At 61.5% G+C, this 23,910-nt stretch carries 24 protein-coding genes; 11 read left to right on the top strand and 13 right to left on the bottom strand.

Features of this window, described 5'->3' with window-relative positions:
- Positions 1-141: 141 nt before the first annotated feature.
- On the top strand, positions 142-3,261 hold the full coding sequence (locus tag WBQ77_RS03745) for an efflux RND transporter permease subunit (protein WP_424041316.1): 3,120 nt from the start codon (positions 142-144) through the stop codon (positions 3,259-3,261).
- A gap of 25 nt (positions 3,262-3,286) precedes the next feature.
- On the opposite strand, the gene WBQ77_RS03740 is transcribed toward WBQ77_RS03745, so the two are convergent.
- The 5 genes from WBQ77_RS03740 to WBQ77_RS03720 all read right to left on the bottom strand — a co-directional run bounded on the left by WBQ77_RS03740 (position 3,287) and on the right by WBQ77_RS03720 (position 7,222).
- On the bottom strand, positions 3,287-4,534 hold the full coding sequence (locus tag WBQ77_RS03740) for an efflux RND transporter periplasmic adaptor subunit (protein WP_424058979.1): 1,248 nt from the start codon (positions 4,532-4,534) through the stop codon (positions 3,287-3,289).
- Positions 4,535-5,062: 528 nt separating this feature from the next.
- A complete protein-coding gene (msrB, locus tag WBQ77_RS03735) occupies positions 5,063-5,566 on the bottom strand; it encodes a peptide-methionine (R)-S-oxide reductase MsrB (protein ID WP_424041313.1) in 504 nt (167 codons plus the stop codon).
- A 176-nt stretch (positions 5,567-5,742) separates the two neighbouring features.
- A complete protein-coding gene (locus tag WBQ77_RS03730; protein WP_424041312.1) occupies positions 5,743-6,597 on the bottom strand; it encodes a sensor histidine kinase in 855 nt (284 codons plus the stop codon).
- Positions 6,598-6,625: 28 nt separating this feature from the next.
- Positions 6,626-6,784: a DUF1328 family protein gene (locus tag WBQ77_RS03725; RefSeq protein WP_424041310.1), complete on the bottom strand. Its 159-nt coding sequence runs from the start codon at positions 6,782-6,784 to the stop codon at positions 6,626-6,628.
- 90 nt (positions 6,785-6,874) lie between these two features.
- Positions 6,875-7,222, bottom strand: a complete 348-nt coding sequence (locus WBQ77_RS03720) for a response regulator (protein WP_424041309.1) — start codon at positions 7,220-7,222, stop codon at positions 6,875-6,877.
- A gap of 179 nt (positions 7,223-7,401) precedes the next feature.
- On the opposite strand from WBQ77_RS03720, the gene WBQ77_RS03715 reads away from it, so the two are divergent.
- Positions 7,402-7,557, top strand: a complete 156-nt coding sequence (locus tag WBQ77_RS03715; protein WP_424041308.1) for a DUF3309 family protein — start codon at positions 7,402-7,404, stop codon at positions 7,555-7,557.
- A 31-nt stretch (positions 7,558-7,588) separates the two neighbouring features.
- Here WBQ77_RS03715 and WBQ77_RS03710 read toward each other — a convergent pair whose 3' ends face one another.
- On the bottom strand, positions 7,589-8,380 hold the full coding sequence (locus WBQ77_RS03710) for a response regulator (RefSeq protein WP_424041306.1): 792 nt from the start codon (positions 8,378-8,380) through the stop codon (positions 7,589-7,591).
- A 237-nt stretch (positions 8,381-8,617) separates the two neighbouring features.
- On the opposite strand from WBQ77_RS03710, the gene WBQ77_RS03705 reads away from it, so the two are divergent.
- Positions 8,618-8,860 carry a NepR family anti-sigma factor gene (locus WBQ77_RS03705; protein WP_424058977.1) on the top strand — a complete coding sequence of 81 codons (243 nt, stop codon included), beginning with the start codon at positions 8,618-8,620 and terminating at the stop codon, positions 8,858-8,860.
- Position 8,861: 1 nt separating this feature from the next.
- Positions 8,862-9,416: a sigma-70 family RNA polymerase sigma factor gene (locus WBQ77_RS03700; RefSeq protein WP_424041303.1), complete on the top strand. Its 555-nt coding sequence runs from the start codon at positions 8,862-8,864 to the stop codon at positions 9,414-9,416.
- Between the two features lie 31 nt (positions 9,417-9,447).
- Here WBQ77_RS03700 and WBQ77_RS03695 read toward each other — a convergent pair whose 3' ends face one another.
- Entirely contained in the window at positions 9,448-10,416 is a 969-nt protein-coding gene (locus tag WBQ77_RS03695; RefSeq protein WP_424041301.1) for an AEC family transporter, read from the bottom strand.
- Between the two features lie 384 nt (positions 10,417-10,800).
- Between WBQ77_RS03695 and WBQ77_RS03690 the strand changes: the two genes are divergently transcribed.
- Positions 10,801-11,346 (top strand): hypothetical protein, encoded by a 546-nt coding sequence (locus WBQ77_RS03690; RefSeq protein WP_424058976.1) that lies wholly within the window; start codon positions 10,801-10,803, stop codon positions 11,344-11,346.
- A 100-nt stretch (positions 11,347-11,446) separates the two neighbouring features.
- On the opposite strand, the gene pabB is transcribed toward WBQ77_RS03690, so the two are convergent.
- The 6 genes from pabB to WBQ77_RS03660 all read right to left on the bottom strand — a co-directional run bounded on the left by pabB (position 11,447) and on the right by WBQ77_RS03660 (position 18,414).
- Entirely contained in the window at positions 11,447-13,279 is a 1,833-nt protein-coding gene (gene pabB / locus WBQ77_RS03685; RefSeq protein WP_424058974.1) for an aminodeoxychorismate synthase component I, read from the bottom strand.
- Between the two features lie 98 nt (positions 13,280-13,377).
- Positions 13,378-14,181, bottom strand: a complete 804-nt coding sequence (locus WBQ77_RS03680; RefSeq protein ID WP_424041295.1) for a formylmethanofuran dehydrogenase subunit C — start codon at positions 14,179-14,181, stop codon at positions 13,378-13,380.
- Positions 14,178-15,086, bottom strand: coding sequence for a formylmethanofuran--tetrahydromethanopterin N-formyltransferase (fhcD, locus tag WBQ77_RS03675; protein ID WP_424058972.1), 909 nt, complete (start codon positions 15,084-15,086; stop codon positions 14,178-14,180). Before fhcD ends, WBQ77_RS03680 begins: the two co-directional genes overlap by 4 nt.
- Before the next feature lies 1 nt (position 15,087).
- A complete protein-coding gene (locus WBQ77_RS03670) occupies positions 15,088-16,725 on the bottom strand; it encodes a formylmethanofuran dehydrogenase subunit A (RefSeq protein ID WP_424058971.1) in 1,638 nt (545 codons plus the stop codon).
- Positions 16,725-17,798 (bottom strand): hypothetical protein, encoded by a 1,074-nt coding sequence (locus tag WBQ77_RS03665; RefSeq protein ID WP_424043716.1) that lies wholly within the window; start codon positions 17,796-17,798, stop codon positions 16,725-16,727. The genes WBQ77_RS03670 and WBQ77_RS03665 overlap by 1 nt, the downstream gene beginning before the upstream one ends.
- Before the next feature lie 229 nt (positions 17,799-18,027).
- The gene (locus WBQ77_RS03660; protein WP_424043715.1) at positions 18,028-18,414 is read right to left on the bottom strand and encodes a 4a-hydroxytetrahydrobiopterin dehydratase; all 387 of its coding nucleotides are present in this window, start codon (positions 18,412-18,414) and stop codon (positions 18,028-18,030) included.
- Between the two features lie 128 nt (positions 18,415-18,542).
- Between WBQ77_RS03660 and WBQ77_RS03655 the strand changes: the two genes are divergently transcribed.
- The 6 genes from WBQ77_RS03655 to WBQ77_RS03630 all read left to right on the top strand — a co-directional run.
- Positions 18,543-18,926, top strand: a complete 384-nt coding sequence (locus tag WBQ77_RS03655) for a nuclear transport factor 2 family protein (RefSeq protein ID WP_424043714.1) — start codon at positions 18,543-18,545, stop codon at positions 18,924-18,926.
- On the top strand, positions 18,926-19,963 hold the full coding sequence (locus tag WBQ77_RS03650; protein WP_424058969.1) for a GHMP kinase: 1,038 nt from the start codon (positions 18,926-18,928) through the stop codon (positions 19,961-19,963). The genes WBQ77_RS03655 and WBQ77_RS03650 overlap by 1 nt, the downstream gene beginning before the upstream one ends.
- 126 nt (positions 19,964-20,089) lie before the next feature.
- On the top strand, positions 20,090-20,989 hold the full coding sequence (locus tag WBQ77_RS03645) for an NAD(P)-dependent methylenetetrahydromethanopterin dehydrogenase (protein ID WP_424058968.1): 900 nt from the start codon (positions 20,090-20,092) through the stop codon (positions 20,987-20,989).
- 1 nt (position 20,990) lies between these two features.
- Complete coding sequence (locus tag WBQ77_RS03640) at positions 20,991-22,157, top strand: ATP-grasp domain-containing protein (RefSeq protein WP_424043709.1); 1,167 nt, start codon at positions 20,991-20,993, stop codon at positions 22,155-22,157.
- Between the two features lie 39 nt (positions 22,158-22,196).
- Positions 22,197-23,162, top strand: a complete 966-nt coding sequence (gene mch, locus WBQ77_RS03635; RefSeq protein ID WP_424043707.1) for a methenyltetrahydromethanopterin cyclohydrolase — start codon at positions 22,197-22,199, stop codon at positions 23,160-23,162.
- A gap of 17 nt (positions 23,163-23,179) precedes the next feature.
- Positions 23,180-23,910 (top strand): ATP-grasp domain-containing protein (locus WBQ77_RS03630; protein WP_424058966.1); only part of this gene is annotated, 731 nt, incomplete at its 3' end.

Below are 23,910 nucleotides of genomic sequence, written 5' to 3'. Positions count from 1 at the left end.
AGCTTAGGCCGCACAACGTGATCCTGGCGCAATCGTGTTCGGCGGACCCACTTTTCATCAGACGGCCGTGTTCACTCAAGGTATGATTCCGAGGGTTCGGAGACTGTCGGCAGCGCTCAAAGGCGCAACCGGGGGCGCAAAGTGTTTAGCGGTTTTTTCATCGAACGGCCGATATTCGCGAGCGTCCTTGCGATCGTGATCGTGCTGCTCGGCGCGGTTTCAATGCCGTTCCTACCGGTCGGTCAGTACCCCTCCATTGCCCCGCCAACAGTTGTCGTCTCGGCAACCTTTACCGGCGCCAACGCCCAAGCCGTCGAAGACAGCGTCACGACACCTCTCGAAGAACAGATTAACGGTGTCGAAGGCATGGTCTACATGTCTTCGGTGAGTGCCGATGACGGAACTTCGACGATCACCATCACATTTGAGACCGGGTACAATCTCGATATCGCCGCCGTCGATGTTCAAAACAATGTTGAAATCGCTTCTTCCCAGCTGCCTGACGAAGTGGTTCAGGCCGGAGTTACCGTGACGAAGCAGTCGAGCGACATCACGATTGCACCCAATCTGTATTCGCCTGATGGGCGCTACGACACGCTGTTCATCAGCAACTACATCACGATCCACATCCTCGACGTCATGAAGCGTATTCCCGGAGTTGGGGAAGTGCAAATGTTCGGGGAGCGCACATTCGCGATGCGGATTTGGCTGGATCCCGAAAAAATGGCGAGCCTCGGCGTGACTGCTGAGGATGTGACGACCGCCGTATCGGACCAGAACCAAGTCGTCGCTGCCGGCTCGCTCGGACAACAGCCGGCGCCGAAGGGGCAGGTTTTCCAATTCACCTTGTCCACGCTGGGGCGCCTGCAGACGGCTGAAGAGTTTGGCAACATCATCGTCCGTGCCGACTCCGACGGAAGGATCGTGCGGATCAAAGACATTGGCCGTGTGGAGCTCGGGGCCGAACTCTATGACGAGACGGCCAATGTCGACGGGCAGCCTGCCCTGCCGTTCGGCATTTTCCAGCTCCCCGATGCCAACGCCATCGAACTGGCACATCAGGTTAAAGCGGAAATGGCGCGGCTGTCCGAGCGGTTTCCCGAGGGCCTGGAATACGAAGTTATCTATGACACGACGCGCTTCGTACGGGCGTCGATCAAAGAGGTCTTGACCACGCTTGGCTTCGCGATTGCGTTGGTCGTCTTCGTCATCTTCATGTTCCTGCACGGCTTCCGCTCGACGCTCATCCCGGTGATTACGATCCCGGTGTGCCTCGTGGGAACGCTGGCGGCGCTACTTGCTGTTGGCTTCTCGATTAATACGTTGACGCTGTTCGGGATGGTACTTGCCGTCGGTCTAGTCGTCGACGACGCCATTGTGGTTGTCGAGAACGTTGCGCGAAATCTTGAGAGCAAAGCGATCGAAGTCCATCAGGCTGCCAACGATGCCATGAAGCAAGTCACGGGGCCCATCGTCGCAACCTCCCTGGTTCTCATGGCCGTCTTTGTCCCGGTTGCGTTTACGCCCGGGATCACAGGCGGACTCTACAAACAGTTTGCCCTCACGATCGCCTTCGCCGTTGCGATCTCAGCCTTCAACTCGCTGACCTTGAGCCCGGCCCTGTGCGCCGTTCTGCTGAAAGACGGCGGCAAGAAAAAACATCCGCTGTTCGCGTGGTTCGACAAGGGCTTCGCACATCTCAATGAGGGCTACGAGCGGCTCGTGAGCGTGCTCATACGGCGTTGGGTGTTGGTCGTCGGCTTCTTCATCGTGGCGCTGTTTGGCACGGGCTATCTCTTCAAGACGGTGCCAACAGGCTTCGTCCCACCCGAAGATCAGGGCTACTTCATCGTTCTGCTTCAGACGCCTGAAGGCACATCTCTTCAGCGCACTCAAACGGTCGTAGACCAGATCGAGAAAACACTGATGGAGACCCCCGGGGTGGCGCATGTCATCGCCTTTGGCGGGTTCAGCCTTCTCAACTCCAATTCGGCACCGAACGCAGCCTCGATGTTTGCTATTCTCAAGCCGTGGTCAGAACGCAAGGCCGCCGACGAACAACTCTTGACCCATATCCTTCCGACCCTGAACGCCAAGTTCGCCAAGTTCGCGGAAGCAGAGGCGGACGCCGTCAACCCGCCGGCGATCCCCGGCCTCAGCGCCACCGGCGGATTCCAGTTCGAGTTGCAGGATTATACGGGCCAGTCTCTGACAGATCTTGAACGCATCACCAACAGCTTTATTGCCGAAGCGTCCAAGCGCCCGGAACTCCAAGGCTTGTTCACCACGTTCTCCGCACAAACGCCAGGCTACCGGATCGATGTCGATCGAAACAAGGTCCTCAGCGAAGGCGCATCTCTCAATCAAGTCTTTACCGCGCTCCAAGTCTATCTCGGCGGCTACTACGTGAACGACTTCAACAAATTCGGCCGCGTCTATCGCGTCTATCTGCAAGCGGATAAAGACGCCCGCTCATTGACCACGGACATTTCAAAAATCTTTGTCAGAAACATACGTGGCGAGATGATCCCGTTGACCGGCCTCGTGAGCCTGCATGCCGAGGTGAGCGCCCGCAATATCAGCCATTACAACCTCTTCAGGTCGGCTCCGATCAATGGTTCGCATGCGCCGGGCTATAGCTCCCATCAAGCCATCCAGGCCATGGAGGAGGTTGCGGCGGAGGTCCTGCCCAACACGATGGGATACGAATGGACGGGCAGCGCCTACCAGGAGATCAAGGCCGGCAACGTCTTGCCTTATATCTTCGCTCTCGCGCTTGCCATGGTGTTCTTATGTCTCGCGGCGCAATACGAAAGCTGGTCCATGCCGTTCATCGTGATTCTGGCGGTGCCGCTCGCCATGCTCGGCGCGCTCGGAGCGCAGGCTTTGCGTGGTTTGAGCAACGACCTGTACTGCCAGATCGGCCTCGTCATGCTCATCGGGTTGGCGAGCAAGAACGCCATTCTCATCGTGGAATTTGCTCGCCGCCGCCGCAAGGAAGGCTTGTCCGTCGAAAAGGCCGCGACCGAAGCGGCCCGCATCCGGTTGCGGCCGATCCTCATGACCGCATTCGCCTTTATTCTTGGCGTGACACCTCTGGTGTTCAGCTCTGGCGCTGGCGCAAGCGCCCGGCAGTCGCTCGGAACAGCAGTGTTTGGCGGCATGTTTGCCGCAACCATATTGAGCCTGTTCGTCGTCCCGGTGTTCTACGTGCTGATTGAACGCTTCCGGAGCCGACACGCTCAGCCGTCCGAGGCCTGAACCGTCCGTTCAGTCCAGAAGGCTCCTAGCCTTGCGAAGCTTTAGTCTTGTTGTCCTTTGGCGCCACGTCCTTGTTGCCGGCATCCGACTTCCAGGCATCCGTTTTGTCCGTATCCGTCTTTTCGGAGGACTTGCTGCCCACTGAGGTCTTGTCCCACGACTTCACGACCTCGACTTGGGCGCCCCCATGGACCTTTTGGAGCCCCGTAACGACGACCCGATCGCCCGGCTTGACGCCCTTTTCGATAACGTAGCTCGCCTTGTATTCGGACCCGACCGTCACGCCTTGTTGGTGCACCGTATTGTCCTTTTCGACCACATAGACGTAGTGCCCGCCTTCGTCTTGGGCCACGGCCTTCGCTGGGATCAACACGACCGCGTGTTTATCCGCAAGCGTGACTTTCGCCGTAACGAATTGACCGGGCCGTTGGGTCTGGTCTGGGTTCGGGATGACCGCCCGCATCTTGAGCGTCCCGGTGTTTGGATCGACCCGATTGTCAACGAAGTCTACGACGCCTTGGTGGGGGAAGGTCTCGCCCGACGACAATACCATCGCAACCTTCAACGGACCTTTGGCCTCGAACGGCACCATCTTCTGGTACGCCGCCTCGCTCGGGCTAAAATAGACATAGATGGGGTCAAGCTGAACGAGCGTGGTGAGCAAGGTATCTTCGACACTCACCAGATTACCGACATTGACCAGGGTGTTGCCCACGCGGCCATCGATTGGCGCGGTGATGGTGGCATAATCCAGGTTGAGTTCGGCGTTCTGCAGCGCCGCTTGACTGGCGGCCAGCTCGCCGGCAGCCTCGATGGCTTCGGCACGAGTGGATTCATACTTTTGGACTGATGCCGTTCCCTCGTCCTTCAATTTCTCGTATCGCTTGAGCTGCTCCTGCGCGAAGTCCAAACGACCCCGATTCTGTTTAAGATCCGCCTTGTTCTGATCCACTGCAGCTCGAAAGGGCCGCTGGTCGATCACGAAGAGGGTGTCGCCCTTTTTGACATCGGAGCCTTCTGTGAACGGTCGCTCCATTAGATAGCCTTGAACCTTCGCGCGGACATCGACAAGTTTCACTGCCGCAGTCTGCCCCACGAACTCTTGGGTGAGCGGAATATCGGCGGCAACCGCCTCGGCGACTGTCACCTTCTGCTTCGACGCTTCTTTGGTAGCGGTCTTGCTGTCCTCGCAACCGGCCATGAACAGTGGAATGCAGAGCGCGACCCATACTGGCAACTGGATGGGCACCAGCCCATCAAATCGACTTACCATTTCGGCCTTCCAGATCCATGAGGTGGATGAACCAATCCTACCGGCTTGTGGTGGTTCGGCCAAGTTACCGACGCGCCAAAGTGACCGCCATCTTTGGGCGCGCCGGCACTGCCTGCCTGCCGTCGGCGTCGATGAAGGAACTACGAAATCCGCCACAATCGCTTTAGAGTCTCAAGACGCCATGCTATTCTAGGTTGATGAATCGATTTATACCAGCAGGCATGGCTAGAGCCGACAGTGTTTCCAGGATTGTTTCACGATAGGGCGTGGCGGGATGCGTAAGCGTCAACCGGGCACGCCAGGATATTCGGGACGAGCGAGGGGAGCCGTTACCGTCTCCCTCACCCCCGTATACCCGTAAGGCGAGCGGGACACGCATTACTGACCCCGCCACGGTATTTGAACTTCCCGGCGCGCGCTTGGTTCCGGTCCCTGACGACTCAATCAACAAAAAAAACAGCGTAGCTTCGGTAGAAGCCACGCCGGAGTTCGTCAGGGAGGACCTCGAAACGTCAGGGCCGGGGAAAATTAGGCCGGTATAAACTTGAGCGCGACGCCGTTGATGCAGTAGCGCAAGCCGGTCGGCTTCGGCCCGTCGTTGAAGACGTGGCCGAGATGTCCGCCGCAGCGGCGGCAATGCACTTCGTCGCGAAACATGCCCCAGCTGAAATCCTTGGCCTTGCCGATGTTGCCGTCGATCGGCTCGTAGAAGCTCGGCCAGCCCGTGCCGGACTCAAACTTCGTCTCGGACTTGAACAGCGGCAGCTCGCACCCAGCGCAGGCAAATGTTCCCTTGCGCTTTTCCTTGTTAAGCGGGCTGGTCCAGCGCGCCTCGGTGTCGGCATCGCGCAGTACAGCGTATTCCTGCGGGGTCAGAAGTTTGCGCCACTCCTCGGGCGTTTTGGTGATCTCGAACGTACCCTCGGAAGCGGCGGTTGCCTTGGTGCTCTGCTCGCGCAGCAAGGCCACGCCACCGGCTGTGGCGGCAGCAACGCCTGCGGTGCCGAGAAGAATCTGTCGTCGCGTTACCATTGTGGCTCTCCTTCCCCATTGGGGCTTCTCGTGCTCATCGGCGGCTCTCATGATGCGTTAACGACCGTGACTTGAATCTATGGATTGTCGGCGAAGCTTCAATTCAACTTCCGCGCACAGACGATCACGAGCGCTTTATCGGCGGAGGCGCCAAGGGACCGCGCCAGGCAGGCCGCCTAGCCGCGCGAGGTGATGTGGGACGTTGGGATGACGATCTCGCAGCGCACGCCCTGCGCCGGAAACGACAGCGCAACCTCGCCCGCGAGCGCCTTTCCCACGATGTCCTCGATCATCGTACGCCCGAAGCCGGATCTGGAGGGCTCCTGCACCACCGGGCCGCCGCGCTCTTCCCAAGTAAGCTTGAGCGCCTTCTCGTCCTCGCACACCTTCCAGCTCACATGGACCGCGCCTTCCGGCTTGGACAGCGAGCCGTACTTCTCCGCATTCGCGGTCAGCTCGTGCAACGCCATGCCGAGATTGTGCACCGCTTCAGGTTTCAGTACGACATCCTCGCCCTCGATCATGACCCGGGCGCCTGAACCGTCCCTATGTCCGTTCATGTGCCGCTCCAATTGCTGCTCCACCAGCATACGCAAGGACGCGCCGTGCCAATCGTCCGCTACGAGAAGATCATGTGACATACCGATCGCGTGGAGCCGCGCGCCAAACCTGTCGAGGAACTCATCGACGCTTGCCGTCTGCCGCGCCGTTTGGCGCGCAATCGCCTGGACCACAGCGAGAAGGTTCTTGGACCGGTGCGTGAGCTCGCGGAGCATGAGCCGCAGCTGCTGTTCGCTTGCCTGCCGCTCGGCATCGAACTGGCGCTCCGCGTCCGCCAACTCCTTCGTACGCTGGTCGAGATGCGCTTCGAGGCGCTGGCGTGCCGCCTCTCGACCCTGCTCTTTCCGATTGGCCCGGTAGAGATAGATCAAGAGCCCGCAGATGGAAAGAATCCCGAGCGCTGTCGCGAGGGTTCCGACGGCGGGGCTCATAAAGGCCTGCAGATTCCCCATAGAGAGTGCGCTGCTCATGACGAGCCCCACACCGCGCGCGCGTTGCCTAGACGAGCGCTGCGATCAGCGTGACCAGGAACACGAGCAGGAAAATGAAAAACAAGACCCGCGCGACCCCAGCCGCGGCCGACGCGACGCCGCCAAAGCCAAACACGCCGGCGACGAGCGCCACGACCGCAAAGATAATCGCCCATGTTAGCAACATTTACGACCTCACCTGTCCTTCGAACGCGCCGAAAGCCGTGAGCGCATGCGGCAAACGCCGTCTCGCGCAAATTGTTGCACGGCCCTGCGGTCAAAACCCGGCGACCGCAGCCAAAATTTCTTGGTCCGTGAACGGTTTTCGGACCAAGGGGGCCGCACTGTGCGCGGGTGGCAGGCTCTCGCGCCCATAGCCGCTGACGAAAGCAAAGGGCAGCTCTCGCGACGTCAAGACGTCGGCGATCCGGCTTGCGGACTCGCCCCCCAGATGCGCATCGAGCAAGGCGCCGCGTATCGGACCCGTTTGGATCGCCGTCAGCGCGTCGCTGACCGTGCTCGCAGGACCCACTACAGCCAGGCCGGCGTTCTCGAGCGCAGCCACGATGTCGAGCGCAATGAGAAACTCGTCCTCCACGACAAGAATCGGATGTGGGTTGATCACGTCGAATCCCTCCCGCGCCGAGACTGGCACATTCGCAACTAAAACGTGGAGACTGGCAACCAGTTTCGCCAGCCCTGTGTCGAACCGTGGCGTGTGGAAGCCTAGCGCGTAGCAGAGAATAGTCTATGGTCTGCCCGATCTGGACAATCATCGCGTAGAACCACGCTCAGAGACGCACAATGGGCCCAACAATTCTCCTCATCATCCTGGTCGCGGTTTTTCTCGCGGTCCTGCCGGCCTGGCCCTATAGCCGCGCCTGGGGTGCCTTCCCGTCCGGGCTAGTCGCCGTGATCATCCTCATGCTGCTTCTGCTGATGTTCTTCGGCAAAATCTAGGGCCGCCGCTCGCGGACTTGCCGCACGGCGATCAGCTCTTGCGCCTAGCGTGCTGTTGGAAGAATAGAGCCTGGGAGACGATGGCCTTGACCGTGTCCGGCTGATACGGCTTCGTAATCAGGAAGGCCGGCTCGGGCCGCTCGCCCGTCAGCAGCCGGTCCGGGTAGGCCGTGATGAAGATCACAGGCACTTCGAACGAGCCCAGCATCTCATTGACCGCATCGAGCCCCGAACTGCCGTCCGCGAGCTGAATGTCGGCAAGGACCAGCCCCGGCGTCTTGCTTTTGGTGGCATCGACCGCCTCGGAATGGGTCCTGGCGACACCCGCTACCTGGTGCCCCAGCCCTTCGACAATGGCTTCCAGATCCATGGCGATCATCGGCTCGTCCTCGATGATCAGCACCTCGGTCGCCACCTGCGCGGCAATCTCACGCCCTGCGTCGTCGAGCAGAGCCTGGACGTTGCTGGGCGTCGTATTGAGGATCTCGGCCGTCTCCTCGAGCGAAAACCCTTCCACCGAGCACAGGACAAAGGCTTGACGGGCCAGCGGGGTAATTTGCTCCAGCTGCCGGTCGACCGGCGTGTCCCCCCGGTCGAAAAACTCCGTCCTCAGGTTCAACCCGACGGAGTTCCACATGCTGACAAAGGTGCGGTACAGCGCGACCCGGGGGTCAAGACTGGCGTCGAACAGGGACGGATCCTCGGCCAGGACCTGCAATGTCGCCGCGACATAGGCGTCCCCCGCGCTCTGAGAGCCCGCAAGGGCACGCGCAAAACGCCTCAGCAAGGGCAGATGCGGCGCGACGGTCTGAGACAGCTGCATGGAACGGTGCTCCCCCAAGAGCAAAAGATAGTGGTCAGTCGGCAGCCCCATTGTCTCACATAGAGGGGCGAAAGAAACAATGCGTGCGTTCCGGATCGCGCGGAAAGCTGCGCCGAAACTTTCGCAAAACGGGCTTGGCCCTGGAACCTATTGAAGGATTGTGGGTTTTTACGGTGCAGAGATGCAGCGGTTTTCGGTTACAATCGGCATGCTGATCGTACTGGATAAGGAACCGTTGTGACCGAAGACGACAAGGATAAGGCTCAAAGGCGCATGGCTGTCGACGCGAGTAACAGCGCCGAGCGGCAAGACGACGGGGTTCTCGAGCCTGCGGCCAAGCCGGATGCAAGTATGTCACCCGCCCTCCAAGCCCATATAGGCCGGCAGGTTCGAGCCGTGTTCGATTCTGTTGCCGAAGAACCGGTTCCCGAGCACCTGCTGAGACTTCTCAAGGATCTCGACGACAGCGGAGAGAATTGACTTGCCCGACACCGTATCACCGGGCCTGCGGGATGCTCTCGTGGCTCAAATCGGCAACCTGCGAGCCTTTGGTGTTTCGTTGTGCGGCGACCGCGAGCGTGCCGACGATCTTGTGCAGGAGACGCTGTACAAGGCCTGGAACAATCTGGATTCCTTCCAGGAGGGAACGAACCTCAAGGCCTGGCTCTTCACGATCCTTCGGAACACCTACTTCTCCGAACGCCGCAAGAAGAAGCGCGAGGTGGAAGACGTCGACGGCGCCTACGCGGCCAAACTCTCATCCAGTCCCGAGCAATACGGCCATATGGACATGAGGGACTTTCAGGAAGCCCTTTCGGAGCTCCCCGACGATCAGCGTGAAGCGCTGGTTCTCGTCGGCGCGGCGGGCTTCTCCTACGAAGAAGCTGCCGAGATTTCCGGATGTGCCGTCGGTACCATCAAGAGCCGCGTCAATCGCGCCCGCCGCCGGATCGCCGAGGCCCTGCATCTCAACGCTGAAGACGAGGCCAAACCAGAACTTGCCGGCCAGGCTTCCGCCGCATCGCGCAGCGCCTGAGCGTATCCACGCTCTCAGCCGGGCCGACTCCCTAGCTCACCAGCCATATGAAGAGGCTGATGGTGAGCAGCGAGCCAAACGTGCTGATCAGAAGCGCCGATGCGGCTTCCGGAATGGCCGTACGGTACTGCACCGCCAGCATCACCACGAGCGCGACCGCCGGCAATGCCGTGGTGACGACAGTTTGACCGAGAATGGGTTGGCCATAATCGAGCGCCAGCATTCCGAAACAGACGATGGCGGGCTGCACGACGTTCTTGATAAAAACGAGAACCAGCACCGGCGCGCTCAGCGTTACCTTGTAGCCGGCCAGAATGATCCCTGACGCAAACAGGGCGACGCCGGATGAAGAATGCCCCAAGAGCGACATGGACTGTTCCACAACCGTTGGCAGCTCAAGGTCCAAGAGGACCAAAACAAACCCCGCGATCGGCAGCCACACGATGGGCTGCTTCAGAGACTTCAGAACCGTGCCCGGCACATCGATGGGCGGAGTGCTTGCTGTCGCGCTCCCCGCCCCTGCGGCCGCCTGATCGTTTCGCGCGGCATCGATCCCCAGCAAAACAAGGGTCGTCGGGAGAACAAAGATCACGATGATGATGCCGCCGGCCGCGATCGGAATATTGGCTGTCGCACCGTAGAGCGAGCCCAAGACGGGAACGCCGACGAAGGCCGTGCTTGGACCGGACGCCATCAACGCGCGAAGCGCGCTCAAGCCGGGAGGGTGATGAAACACAAAAACGGCGACCAAGAGCACCACTACGAAGGTGCCCACGATCGCAAGAAACAGGAACACCAGGAGTGGAATATCCGCTAGCAGCTCCTCACGGCCCGCGCTGAAGACGCCCACGAACAGGGCCAGCGGCAAGGCATAGGTCATCACCATGCGGTTGAGGGTCGGCACCTCGCTTTGGGAGAAATCGTGATGCCACGCCGCGAAATAACCGAGCATGATGGTGATGATCGCCGGAAGCAGCGCGCTTAAAATTTGTCCGATCATTGGTTTCCTGCAGCAGTCGTGACACGGTCCCGAGGGACCGCCTTGAGCAAGCGGCGCATTTTAGCCGGCAGGTTGTGAACGGCGCGCGACCGGCTTCGCTCCCCCGCAGGCTACGATAGGCCGGCCTCAAATCAAAAAGAGCAGCCCCTCTTGATGTCCGCCCCAACAGACCAAATGTGTAAGCCTTATTCGAAGCACCCCGTAGGCTCCGAACGACGCCCCGATGTTAGCATCCGGTCCGCCGCTTCGCGACGGCACCTTTTGCTGTAAAGGCCGAGTCGGCGCCCCGCCACAAGCAATTGCGGGGGATTGTCCTACCGTCACTTGAATGCGCTACGACCAAACTGAACGCTGATTCTTCGTCCAAGCCTCAAGAGACCCGCCATGACCGATGATCTCAAAGAGACTGAGCAGACCCAAATGACAGACCAGACAGCCAAGACCGACAACACGACCAAGGCCGAACAGGCCGACAAGGAATGGGAAGATCTGCAGCGTGATCTGGACACGCTCGGAGAGCAGGTCAAGTCCCTTCGAACGCATGCCGGCGTCCTCGGCGAAACCGTTCTGGGCAATATGGACTTGCGCTTTCAGGATGTGCTCAGCCGGGCCCACGCCTACCGCAATACAACCACCGCCCAGATGGAGGACTTGCAGAAGCTCGCCCTCGACCAGGCCAGCCAGACGCAATCCACGCTGACGGAGACGGGCAAGAAATCCGCCGAGATGGCCAAGGACAAGGCGCGCGAGCTTTGGGAAAGGGCCGAGCCGCTCCGCGACGGCGCACAGGAACTAGGCCAAGGCTTCTTGCGGGCCTGGTCGGAGATTGCCGCCTCGTTCGGCAAGGCAGCCGAGAAGGTGCAGTCGGATAAGGCCAAGGAGACGGCAGAGAACGAGAGTTCCGAAACGACTGAAAATCAGCCGTCATAAGTCTCCGCATCGAGGTTTTTTTCACAGAGCGCACACCTAGAAAGTGCCCAGGTCTTCGGATCTGGGCATTTTCTCGTGGTGTTCTCGTTCTTATGGCGTCCTAATGCGCTTGGTCCGCGCGAGAAGGCTTGGGGGTACCGGCCGCTTCTAACAACTTGTCCTGAACTAGGCCGCGGACCGAGTTGCCGAGATAGATGCGATCGGCGTCCCTCAAGTCGGCCTCCGTCAAGACAGCTTCACTGGCGGAAGCCCGGGGCAGATCGAGAAGCTCCTCCCGCAACGTGCCCGGCAGAAGTCCACAGCGCAGCGCAGGCGTGAACAAGCGCCCGTCCCGTTCCACGAAAAGGGTGGTCCTGGTGCCTTCGGTCAATTCTCCACGCATATTGAAGAACACGACCTCGTCGCAGCCCGTGAGGTCCTTCTGCCGTTCCATCTCCCGGTCGTAGAACTGCCGCCGCGTGGTCTTGTGATAGAAAAACAGATCCTTCTCGTCGAGGCGCAGATCCGAGATGACGAAGCGCCAGACCGTGTCCTTTGTCGGCAGCTCGATTTCCCGCGAACTGGTCGTGACGGTCCCATCCTCGAACAGAAGTAGGCGGACCATGGCCACGGGCGATTGGATACCGGCGGCTTCGGCATCCAGCGCCGCGAGGACGGCTTCGCGCGAATACGGATAACCGAAATGGGCGGCGGAGGCCTGAAGGCGCGAGAGATGCCGCTCCAGGAGATGGTAGCCGTGCTCGCTCTGCCATCGCAGCGTCTCGATGAGCTCGAAAGCTCCGCCGGACTCAGTAAGGAACTGGGCCTTTAGGAGGCATTCGGCGTATTCGGAGTCTTCCTTCGAGTCGGCGACGATGCCGCCCCCGATGCCCATCTCGCCACGCCCGCCTGACAGCACGGCCGTGCGGATGGCTACGTTGAATTGGCATTCACCGGACGGGGCAATGGTGCCGATGGCGCCAGTGTAGATACCCCGAGGCTCCTTCTCCAATTCTCGGATGATCTCCATGGACCGGACCTTCGGTGCCCCGGTGATGGACCCGCACGGAAACAGGGCCCGAAGCATATCGGCGATCTCCATATCCGAGCGCAGCTCCGAGGTGATGCCCGAGGTCATCTGATGCACTGTGCGGTAGGTTTCGACCGTAAACAGGTCCGTCACCTCCACCGAGCCGATTCGCGAGACGCGGGCGAGATCGTTGCGCAGGAGATCCACGATCATCAGATTTTCCGCGCGCTGTTTTTCGTCCATGGCGAGCCAGGTCTTGAGCCGTGCGTCTTCACGGGGCGTCCGGCCCCTCGGCGCGGTGCCCTTCATGGGCCGTGTGGTGAGTTGCTGCTCCTCGCGCCGGAAGAACAGCTCGGGCGAGAGCGACAGCACGGCGAGGTCCGGCGTTTCGATCAGCGCGCCATAGGCCACCCGCTGCCTGCGCCTCAGGCTCGCGTAAAGCGCGACGGGATCGCCCTCGAAGTCGAACAGATATTTCTGCGTGAGATTGATTTGGTAGACATCGCCCTCCGCGATGTAATCCTGGACCGCCCGGAACGCGCATCCATAGTTCTCGCGGCTCCAGGAAAGCGCCAGGTCCGAGACCTTCGCCTGCCCTGCCCCACCACGCTCGTCGAGCCATTGCCGCACATGCTGGTCGTCCATCCGCCGCGCCTGGCTGTAGAGCCCGACCCAGAATAACGGCACAGCGCGCCTCGCCGGGAGCAGCGCGCGCACTTTCGGCTCAAGGCAGTAGCCAAGCTCATAGCTAAAGTAACCCGCCACATGCAAACCGCGGGCGAGCCCGTCGGAAACGCGTCGAAGCCCGGCCTCCACGTCCTCCGGCCGGTCGACGCAGACGATCTCCTCGGCTGACTCAAACAGCAGGCTACGCTCACGGGATGTGAGGCTGTCGTCGAGAAGGACAAAAGGTGAAGACGTCATATTCTAAAGCGCGGGACGAAAGAGCTTGAAACCTCAAGCATAAAGGAGAAGCGCCGATCCGGCGTCAAGTGCCGCTCGCGGGCACCTGCCGAATCGTGTCAGTCGAGGATCAGCATTTCCCCTTTGCCCAGAACGGCCATATCGCCCATGAGCCGGCGCGCACGGCCCCCGAGGCGAATCCGCATGCCTTGCCCGCGCAGCCAGGTCTCAAGCAGGCGAATATAGTCGAACTCCATCACGCCGCTGTCGACATAGGTCGGCAGGAGATGCCGCGGCTTGTCGGCAAAAATCAGACTCCCGCGCCGATTGCCATAGCCCGCGTAACGGCCCGCGCTGCCTCGGAGCACAATCGTACCTGCAACCATGCGGCCGCCTGCGTACTCGCCCGCCTTGCCGCCAACCACGATGAGCCCGCGGCGCAAGCGCTCACCCACAAGCGCGCCGGCGTCGCCGCCGATGGAAATGAAGCCGCCCTTCATGCCGAACGTCTCGCCGAAGGCGACCCCGCCTGCCTGGTCGCCGACATCACGCCGTACACTGATTTCACCGCCGGTCATGGTCGCGCCGACGGACACGCCCGCGCTGCCCTGAACAGCGATCTTGCCCCGCTTCATCTGCGCGCCGAGCAAAATGCCCGCATCGCCCTCGACCACGATCTCGCCGCCTGTCAGTTTGGCGCCGATCTTGTCGCAGCGATCGTCGGTGTCAATGAAGTGCAGGTTCTGGACGTCCTTGCCCTTCACCTTGAAGGCATCGCCGACGCTCAGCGCCTCGCGCGTCGTCGCGATCGACAACGCCTCGATCTGTTTGCGGTTCAGACCGTCAAGGCGCGCCGGCACCAACGACGACAGGTCAAGCCGCTGCTCAGGCCGTCCCTTGAGCTCGAAACAAAGCGCGCTCACCCGACAATCTCCTTAAGGTGGAAGTGATGGGGCCCGAGGTTGCCGCCGTAGTTTCCCGCCGTGATGTGCGTAATGCCTTCCCGCGACCCGCCCTTGGCGATCGCGTGAAGGCCCTCATGCATCGCCTCGTGGATCGCATCCGCGGTCAGTCCGTCGATGACGATCTCCAGCACGGCCTCCGCGTTTGGCGGCAGCTCCGAATCCGCATGCCATTTGAGGCCAGGCGCATAGGCATGGTTGGTCGACGCGATCTGGCCTGCATATTTGGAACCCACTTTCGAGCCAGAGCGCACGATGCCGCCCGGGAACGGCGTGATGACGTCCGGCACGTCGGCCATGGCCTTGACCGCTCGCGTGCACGCTGCCAGCACGGCGCTATGAGACTTGCCGACGACGAGAAGATTGCCGCCGCCCACGGCCTTGGTCGTCATGCCCGTCTTGTCTTCGCAGACGAATTCGCCGCCCATGACGGGAATGCGCCAGTAGCGGCGCCCGCCGATCACCTTCGACATCTGCCAGCCATCGCCGAAGAACCGCAAAGACGCGCCGAGCTTAAGCGTTTTCTCGCCCTCAAGGCCCGCGTAGCAGGCAGACCCCGGACTGGTCAGCACGCATTGGCCCACCCGGTTGCGCAGCTGGGTCTGAAGCATGTTCGCGTCCATGGTGAACAAGAGCACGGAAACGCCGGGGCGCCCGTCGGGCGTCTCGGATTTCGGAAGCGTACGTTCGATCCCGCCTTCCGCGCCGCAGGCGATCACAGAGGTCGCGAAACCGGTCATGGTGCGGGCTGAAATCTTTGCCCATTCGGCGGTCGGCGCGGTGATGATAACGCGCGTCCCCACCATCGGGAAGGCTTCCGCGAACGTCTCAACAATAGTGACGCCTTTGACTTTCAGCTCTGGCATGTCAGCTCGCACAAGGAATGGTCGCGAACCGATCGGGACCATCGGAAACGGTTTCAGTCACGCCGAACCATGATGGGTCGGCGCCATAATAGGTCTCGTAGAAGGAACGCACGCGCTTCTCGATCTGGACGTCGAACCCGGGCTCCACGTGATAGCAGCGGCCCCAGCTGACATCGACGATATTGCCCTTACGCACGACCAGCTTGCCGGACTTGAACACCAGGTCGGCGGCGGAGAACATCTTCGTCTTGTTCCTCTGATCGGTGTAGACGGCGACGTCAGCGACAGCGCCCGGCGCCAAATGGCCCCGGTCCGTCAGGCCCAGCACCTTCGCAGGGGCCGCGCGCGTTATGACGGCCAATTCGGAGAATGTCAGCTCCCGCGAAATACCGGCAAGACCGGACACCTGCCGCGAGGCTTCGGGTAACTGGTCCAGCCAGCGCGAGCGTTCGTCCTTGTCCATCAAGAGATGAAAAATCTCCGGGTAGCGTGTGAAGAGCGCGCCATTGGGGTGGTCGGTCGAGAACAGGACTCGCCACGGGTCCTCCGCCAGCAGAAAGATCTCTAGGCCGATGGCCCATTGCAGCGCGTTGACGAAGCTCTTCTTCTTGTAATTGTACGGCACGACGCCCGTGCCATTGCCGTCCGCCTGATTGATGATCCACTTTTTCGGATTGGCAGCGCGGCGCCCGTCGAACTGGCGCAACACATCGCCGGAAATGGTGATGGTCTGACCGAACATGACCTGACCAACGTCTACAGTCGCGTTCTTGTGCTTGTTGATCGCTTCCATGAGGCGCGGCGCACCGGACGAGAAGCCTTTGTCGCCTTCCTTGCCGTAGCCATAGAACTGGATATGAGCCAAATGGATCGGGTTGCCTTGGGTAGCTTCCAGCGTCGCCACCGCCGTGTCCACATTCCCGGCAATGCCGAGATTGTTGGTATGGACATGGGGCGGATGCGGGACGCCGAGGTCGGCGATCGCTTGCTGCATCGCCTCGACAATGCCCCGCGAGGTCACGCCGTATTCTGGCACCTGCTCGTCGAGATCGAATGTCCGCGCATTGAACTTGAAGGCCTCGGAGCCGCCTGCGTTGATGACCTTCAAACCCAGCGCCTTCGAATGCGACAAGGTCCAGGCGACATAATCCTTCAATTCGTCGCTCTTGACGTTGCCCGTCCGGAGCAGGTTGAGCGTGTAGTCGTCGTTGCCGAGAATCACGAGGCCGGCCACGTCGATGATCGGGATCGAGGCCATCTCCTTGTGCGACTGGATCGCATGGGTCGGGATCATCGCGGGCTCTATGACAGTAGTGTAGCCCATCTCGGCATAACGAATACCGGTGGCATAGGCACCCCAAGCAGCGGGCGACGGCAGAATAGGCTGTCCTTCGGCCGAGGCGATGAGTGGCAGCTCCGGCATCAATTGCCGGCCAAGGGTCACATTGGTGCCGGCGATATGGGAGTGCACGTCGATCGCGCCTGCCATAACGATCTTGCCCGAAACATCATGAACCTCGTCGGGCTCGCGGCCGTCCGGCGCATCGACGATGCGGCGGTTCTCCAGATAAACGTCGCCCACGAAATCGCGATTGTTCGCGGGATCGATCACCCGGCCGCCCTTTAGCTGGATGAGCATCAAGCGGCTCCCTTCGCATCGATCAGCGTGCCGATCTTATTCAACACTTCAGCCACGGTCGGCTTGCTCGAATCGGCAGATGTCGCCTTGACCTCGCCGATCCCCGCGATAGGCGGCAGATAGACGGCGGCGTCATGGTCGGCGATGGCGGCCCCCACTTCGATCACAACATCGTCGCGGCCCGCCTTCACGGGCTTAGACGACAGCACGACCGATGGAATGCCACGGAACGCCCGCGTCGGCGGTGTGGCATCGGCGCCATCCAGAGCGTCTATCCAAACAAGGGTGTCGGCTTCGCCGCTCTTCAGCAAGCGTTCCGCCTCGTAGGCCCACATATTGTTCTCCGGCACCTCCCCCGCGAAGCTGGTCCGCACCGGCAGTCCGCAGGTCCATGTCGAACAAAGATTGACGCCATCGCCATTTCCTGGCGCCGACAGCGCCAGCGTCGCGGCGCGTGTCGTCTTCACGAGAAGGCGTACCGTTTCGAGCACAGTGTGCAGCACGGGTTCTTCGAGTTCGGCGGGGTCGCAGACGAATACAGCAAAGGCCGACTCCCGCAGCCGCTTCCCAGCCGAAAGGATTTTCTTGGCCAGCGCCTCATCGTGAATCTCAAACGGCGTCTCGCGGACGGCGGCTCCCAACAACGCGACAAGCTCCGGCAAAGCGTGCTTGCCCTTGATCACCTTGGTCCGAATGCCGGAGGGCGTCTTACCCTTCCCGGTTCCGACAACGATGAGCTCGCGCTTGTTGTCGCCAGGACGGGGCAGGCCCTTGGCCGGAAATAGTCTGTCCAAGAGTTCGGGGTCGCGGTCGCGTGGACCATCGCCGATCACGACGACCGTGTCGGCGCGATTGCGGACCTCACCAAAGCTTGCCGGGGTCGATCCCGTTTCCCGCATCACGCGTGCCGCGCGGGACATGCCCCGGCTTGCGGCATGGTCCACCACACCGCCGAGTTTCTGCGCCAAGGCCAAGGCCGCAGCGGCACCATTCACATCGGTAAAGAGACCGCCAATGACTGGGAGACGTGCTTGCGCAAGTAAATCCGCTGCACGTTGGAGCGTTCTGTCCAAACTCGTCGTCCTCCCCGGCGTCTTCTTCTTGAACTCGCTACACAGATAAACAGGTGGCTTGGCGGGCGCAAGCGCGGCCCGCTGCGTTCACGGACAAAATTGTATACATGCGTCATGGAACGGAGATGGATCAGCGGACCGAGACAAACGTGCTCACCAACTGAGCACGTGCGCCCGAGCGGCTGCCCTCGATGTAGCTAACCCTTGTCGCGGATAGCCATTGTGGCGGCTAACCCTTGGGCTTGTCGTACTTGATGTATGAGAACCGCATGTCGTCCTCAGGCGTCCCTTCCAACGCGCCCGTCTCGGCGCCCGGTTGCCAGTGCACGACGTCCTCGATCTTCTTTGCTAGCTCGAAGTCCTTGTCGCTGATTCCTTTTGCCGCATGGTTCATCAGCCGCACCTCGACCCAGGCATAGGAGGCGGTGATATCGGGATGGTGCCAGGCAGCCTCGGAGAGATGGCCGACGGTGTTGATCACCATCAGCGTCCCCTTCCAGCTATTCGTCTTGAATTTGCGGCGAATCCAGCCGTCTTCGAGATACCAGTGCGGGAGCTCTTTTTGCAGACGCTCCTCGACTTCCGCGTCGCTATAGGTGCGCTCTTTCGTTGCCATTGCTCTCTTCTTTTGAAACAGTGCGCCGCAACATCTTCGAACCATGCGCCGCATTTTCCGCTATCGCTTCGTGAAGCATATCGGCGCGCTTCGGACCGATCAATGGAGCCCGTTCGAGGGGAATGTCAATGCCGGACCTTGAGCGCAATAAGGAGACTGCGGTGGCCTTCTACGACCTGGCCTTCAATGAATCGCGGCCGCGCGAGGCGATCGCACGCTATTCTGGTGACACCTATATTCAGCATAATCCGCACGTGAACGACGGGAAGGAGGGCTTTATCGCGTATTTCGAAGAGATGCACCGCCGCTATCCCGGCAAGCGTGTGATCTTCAAGCGCATCTTGGCCGAGGGTAATTTCGTGGTTCTGCATTGTTTCCAGGAGTGGCCAGGCGATGAGGATTGGATCGGGATCGACATTTTTCGCCTGGACGACGCGGGAAAGGTTGTCGAGCACTGGGACGTCCTGCAAGTTGCACCGGAGAGTTCGGCGAACTCGAACGGCATGTTCTGATGCCAACGGAAACAACGTTCACTGACTTGTCCCAGTCCCACACAGATGATCTCGAACCAGCCGTGACCGTCGCCACGACGGCGCGTCTGCATTTCGGCTTCCTAGACCCCAGCGGCCGGACGTCATGTCCCTTTGGCAGTTTCGGACTCTCGCTCGACCGGCCATGGACCCGGCTCACCTTGCGGCACGCACGCGAGGAAGCTTTCAGCGGTCCCGAGGCGAGACGTGCCGCGCGCTATCTCCGGGCGATCGCCGAGGCACGCGGGGTCGACAACGCGTATTGGCTCGATATCTCCGAGGCGATCCCATCCCATGCCGGGCTCGGCTCGGGCACGCAGCTCGCCCTCGCTGTCGGCGCCGCCTTTGCCGCGCTCGAAGGTCTCGACCTGTCGCCACCCGATATCGCCGCCCTGCTCGGACGCGGCGCCCGGTCCGGCATCGGCATCGCCACGTTCGAAACCGGGGGCGCCGTGCTGGACAGCGGGCCGCGCTATGGCACGCTGCCTCAGCTCGTGGCGCGCGTCCCTTTCCCGAGAAGCTGGCGGACGCTGCTGATCTTCGATCCCGAGACCAAGGGCCTCGACGGCGCGGACGAAATTGCGGCCTTCGAGTCACCGCCGGCCTATTCCGAAGACGCCCGGGCCGCGCTGGAGGCGCTCATCGTCAAGCGCGCGCTACCGGCGCTCAAGGATCAAGATTTCGGCGTCTTCTGCGAAGAGGTGGGTCACCTCCAGGCGCGCATGGGCGACTATTTCGCGGCGCGCCAGGGGGGCATTTTCACCAGCCCGCGCGTCGGCGTGGTCCTGGAGGTCTTGCGCGCAGCGGGCGTGACAGGGCTCGGGCAGAGTTCCTGGGGTCCGACGGGGTTCGCATTTGCCGAGTCGGAGAGCGAAGCAAAGAGGCTCTTCGAGATCGCGTCCGAGGCGGACACGAGCGCGTCGCTGCGGCTGGTCTTGGCCGGGGGCCGCAACGAAGGGGCGGAGATCACACGCTTGCGTGGCCGGGACGCGAAAAACTTGGATTCGTCTGGCATTTGACAGTCTTTGAGCGTTTGAGATCCTTTGCAGCCGCGCCCAATGTGCTAAAGCGGAGCCCATAAGAGCAACCCACGGCCAGCCGCGCGCTGACGCGCCGAGGCCGCAAATTCTGGGGAGAAGCACACGATGGCCCCGCCGCGTATTCTGCACATGGTGACGCCGCTAAAATATATGAGCCCGTTCGACATCAATATGGGGATCGACGCCGGCTACGATCACGCCATTCCCTACACGAACGCGACGATCGAGGACATTTACGGTCTCGTGCAGGACGCCATCTTCTCCCGCAGCCCCGACGGCATCAAACGTCAGGCCATGTTTATTGGCGGCAACCGCGCCATCGAGGCTCTCGACATGATGGACAAGGCCAGGAAAGCGATGGTGCCGCCGTTCGAGATGTCGGTGTTCGCCGATCCCGCCGGTTCCTTCACCACGGCCGCGGCGATGGTGGCTTGCGCCAAGACCGCCTTGAAGACCCAGTTCAACACAGATTTCAAGGACAAGCGGGTCATCGTTTATGGGGGCACGGGCGTCGTGGCATTCGCCTCCGCCGTGATCGCCTCAATGGATGGGGCCAAGGCGTTCCTGGTGGGCTATGACGGCCCCGAACGCGTGCGCCGCCTTACCATGGAAGCCAACGACCGTTTCGGCGTCGATCTCAACTATGCGGACGGCACGACCGAGGAGCAGAAGGTCGAGCTGGCCCAAGGCGCCGACGTGATCTTTTCCGCAGGTCCCGCGGGGCGCCAAATCCTGAGCCTTGCCCAATACAAGCCGGCCAAGAACCTCAATGTGGTCGCCGACGTGAACGCCGTGCCGCCCCTTGGGATCGAGGGCGTCGGCATTCAGGACAACGGCGTCCCAGTAGAAGGGGCTGGTGGCGCTGTCGGCATCGGCGCGCTGGCCATCGGCGACATCAAGTACAAGACTGAGATCGGCATGTTCAAACAGATGATCAACGCCGAGGAGCCGGTCTATCTCGACTTCCGCGCCGCCTACAAACTCGCCCAAGACCTCACGTCCTAAGTTGGCGGGACATCCGCGCGGTTCGGTCCTGATCGCCGCGGTCTCTGGCCGGGCGCTGGCTCGCGCCGCAACGGATGCCGGCTGCACGCCCCTCGTCGCGGACTTCTTCGCCGACCGGGATACCGAACCCATTGCCCATAGAGTCTGCAAAGTGCCAGGCGGCATCGCACGCGGCTTTCAGCGTGCGGCGCTTGAAGCCGCGCTGGAAACGCTCGCCGCCAATGCGCCCTCCCCGCTTCTCGGCCTAATTTACGGGTCGGGGTTCGAGGACCGGCCCCAGCTCCTCGGTCAGATAGCAGAACGCTGGCGGCTACTCGGTAACGACGCCGCGACCGTGGCGCGGATCAACGACCCGGTGCATTTCTTCCGCGCGCTGGAACAACTGGCCATCGCGCACCCCAAAACGCGGCGAGAGCCGCCGCCCAAACCGGACGGCTGGGTCGCGAAGCGGCTAGGCGGCGCCGGCGGAAGCCATATCAGGCCGGCGGTCACGTGGACGGACCGGGCCGATCTCTACTACCAAGAGCTGGTTTCCGGGCGTTCGATCTCTGCGCTCTTTGCCGCAAGCGGCGGCGAAACGATCGTACTCGGCTTCAGCGAACAATGGACGGCTCCGGCCCCCGGTAAGCCTTGGCGCTATGGTGGCGCGTCTCAGCCGGCGGACATCTCGCGGGCAGCCACCGAGCGGATTACCGGGATCGTTTCGCGCGTCGCCGCCGACTTCCAACTGATGGGTTTGAACGCCGCCGACTTCGTGCTGCAAGGCGACGATCCATTGCTGCTGGAGATCAATCCGCGGCCAGGTGCAACGCTCGATATCTTCGCGAGCACTTCCACGCCGCTTCTCGCGATCCATCTCGATGCCGTGCGGCACGGGGCTGTGCCGTCCCATGTGCCCGTCTATGACGACGCGACGGCATCGGCGATCGTCTTCGCCCCGGAGACGCTCACAATACCAACCGAGATGGTGTGGCCCTCGTGGGCCGCCGATCTACCGACGATCGGACAACGGATCGACAAAGAGCGTCCGATATGTACTTTACTGGCGCGGGCGGGATCAGCGGCCGATGCGCGGCGCCTCGTGCAAACACGCGTCGGAGACATGCTGACAGCGTTGAAAATGTTCGAGCATTCCGCGCATGCCGCTAAGTCACACGCCCACGAGTGAGTTGCCCAAGAAAAACACCGCGCGAATGCGAAGGAACAGATGACAAAACCAAGCTTGAATGCACAGGTTGCACCCCTGGTGCACGATCTTATCGACAATGCCGACGCCTTGCGCGTTGGCGTGTCCAAAGGGTCTTTGGGGGAAACACTGATTGACTGCGGTGTCGACGCCATAGGTGGCCTTGAAGCGGGACGCCGCCTCGCGGAAATCTGCCTGGGCGGACTCGGCGTCGTGACCTTCGAGACCGCCAGCACAACCGATCAGTGGCCGTTCCTTGTGACGGTGCATACGAGCCAGCCGGTTCTGGCCTGCCTCGGATCCCAATATGCGGGCTGGAGCCTCTCTGGCAAGGACGGCGATGGCAACGACTTCTACTTCTTGGGATCGGGCCCGGCACGGGCCATGGGCTCGTCGGAGCCGCTGTTCAAAGAGCTGGACTATCGCGACAAGGCCGAGAGCGCCACGCTCGTGATCGAATCCGACAAGGCCCCGCCCGCCGTGCTGGTCAAGGAGGTCGCCAAGGCATGCGGCCTGTCGCCAAAAGGACTCGTCTTTCTTTACGCGCCGACATGGAGCCTCGCAGGCACCGTACAGGTTGCCGGCCGGAGCCTGGAGGTCGCGCTGCACAAGGCGCATGAGTTGGACTTCCCGCTGGAGCAAATCGTCGACGGCCTGGCCACGGTGCCGATTCCGCCGCCGATCCCCGGCTTCGTGGAAGCCATGGGCCGCACCAACGACGCCATCATCTATGGCGGTCGCGCCCACCTCTATGTGCAGGGTGACGAAGCCACGGCGAGGAAACTCGCCGAGGAACTCCCGAGCGCAAACTCGAAGGACTACGGCAAGCCGTTCGCCGAAATCTTCGCTGCGGTCAATGGCGATTTCTATCAGATCGACCCGATGCTGTTCAGCCCGGCGAAGGTCACGGTGACTTCCCTTTCCACGGGCAAGAGCTTCGAAGGCGGCGCCATCGACGACGCCGTTCTCAATCGCTCGTTCTCCTAGGGGGCGCTTTTAGGTCGATGACCAGCGAAACGGCCATAGCACCGTCCATCATACTGTTTGGCGATGGACGCGACTGGCACGGCAGAAGCCTCAGGCGGGCCTTCGAGCGGCGGGGCATAAAACCCGTGGTCGCGCCTCTGGCCAGTTGCGGTTTCTCTACGGAGACGGCTACCGGCCTTGCTATCCCGGGCCTTGGGGACCACTGCCCGCACGGGGCGTTCGTGCGCTTCATTCCCGGCGGTAGCTTCGAGCAGGTGACACTCTATCTCGGTCTTCTGCATGCGTTGCGGGAACTCGGCGTTACGGTCTGGAACGATGCCCGCGGCATCGAGCGCTGCGTCGATAAATCCACGACCACATTCTTCCTGCAGAAGGCCGGATTGCCGACTCCGCGCACCTTTGCCGGCGTCGATCACAGCACCGCGGAGGCCGTCGTGTCACGCCTCGCTTCGGAAGGCCACAAAGTCGTCGAGAAACCGCTTTTCGGCGCCCAAGGCAAAGGCGTCCGCCTTGTCGAGGCGGCGAGCGAGCTGTCGCCGCCGGAGGCGGTCGATGGTGTCTATTACCTGCAGGAGTTCGTGCCGCCCGCCCAAGAGCACCACAAAGACTGGCGCTTATTCGTCTGCGGCGAGCGCGTCGTCGCCTCCATGATCCGACACGGCGCGAACTGGATCACCAATATCAAGCTGGGTGCACGGGCCGAGGCGGCGATTCCCAGTCAAGAACTCGCCGATCTGGCGGTCAGCGC

Source organism: Methyloceanibacter sp. (assembly GCF_049590335.1).
Lineage (GTDB): Bacteria > Pseudomonadota > Alphaproteobacteria > Rhizobiales > Methyloligellaceae > Methyloceanibacter.
This window is presented reverse-complemented; position numbering and strand designations above follow the sequence as displayed.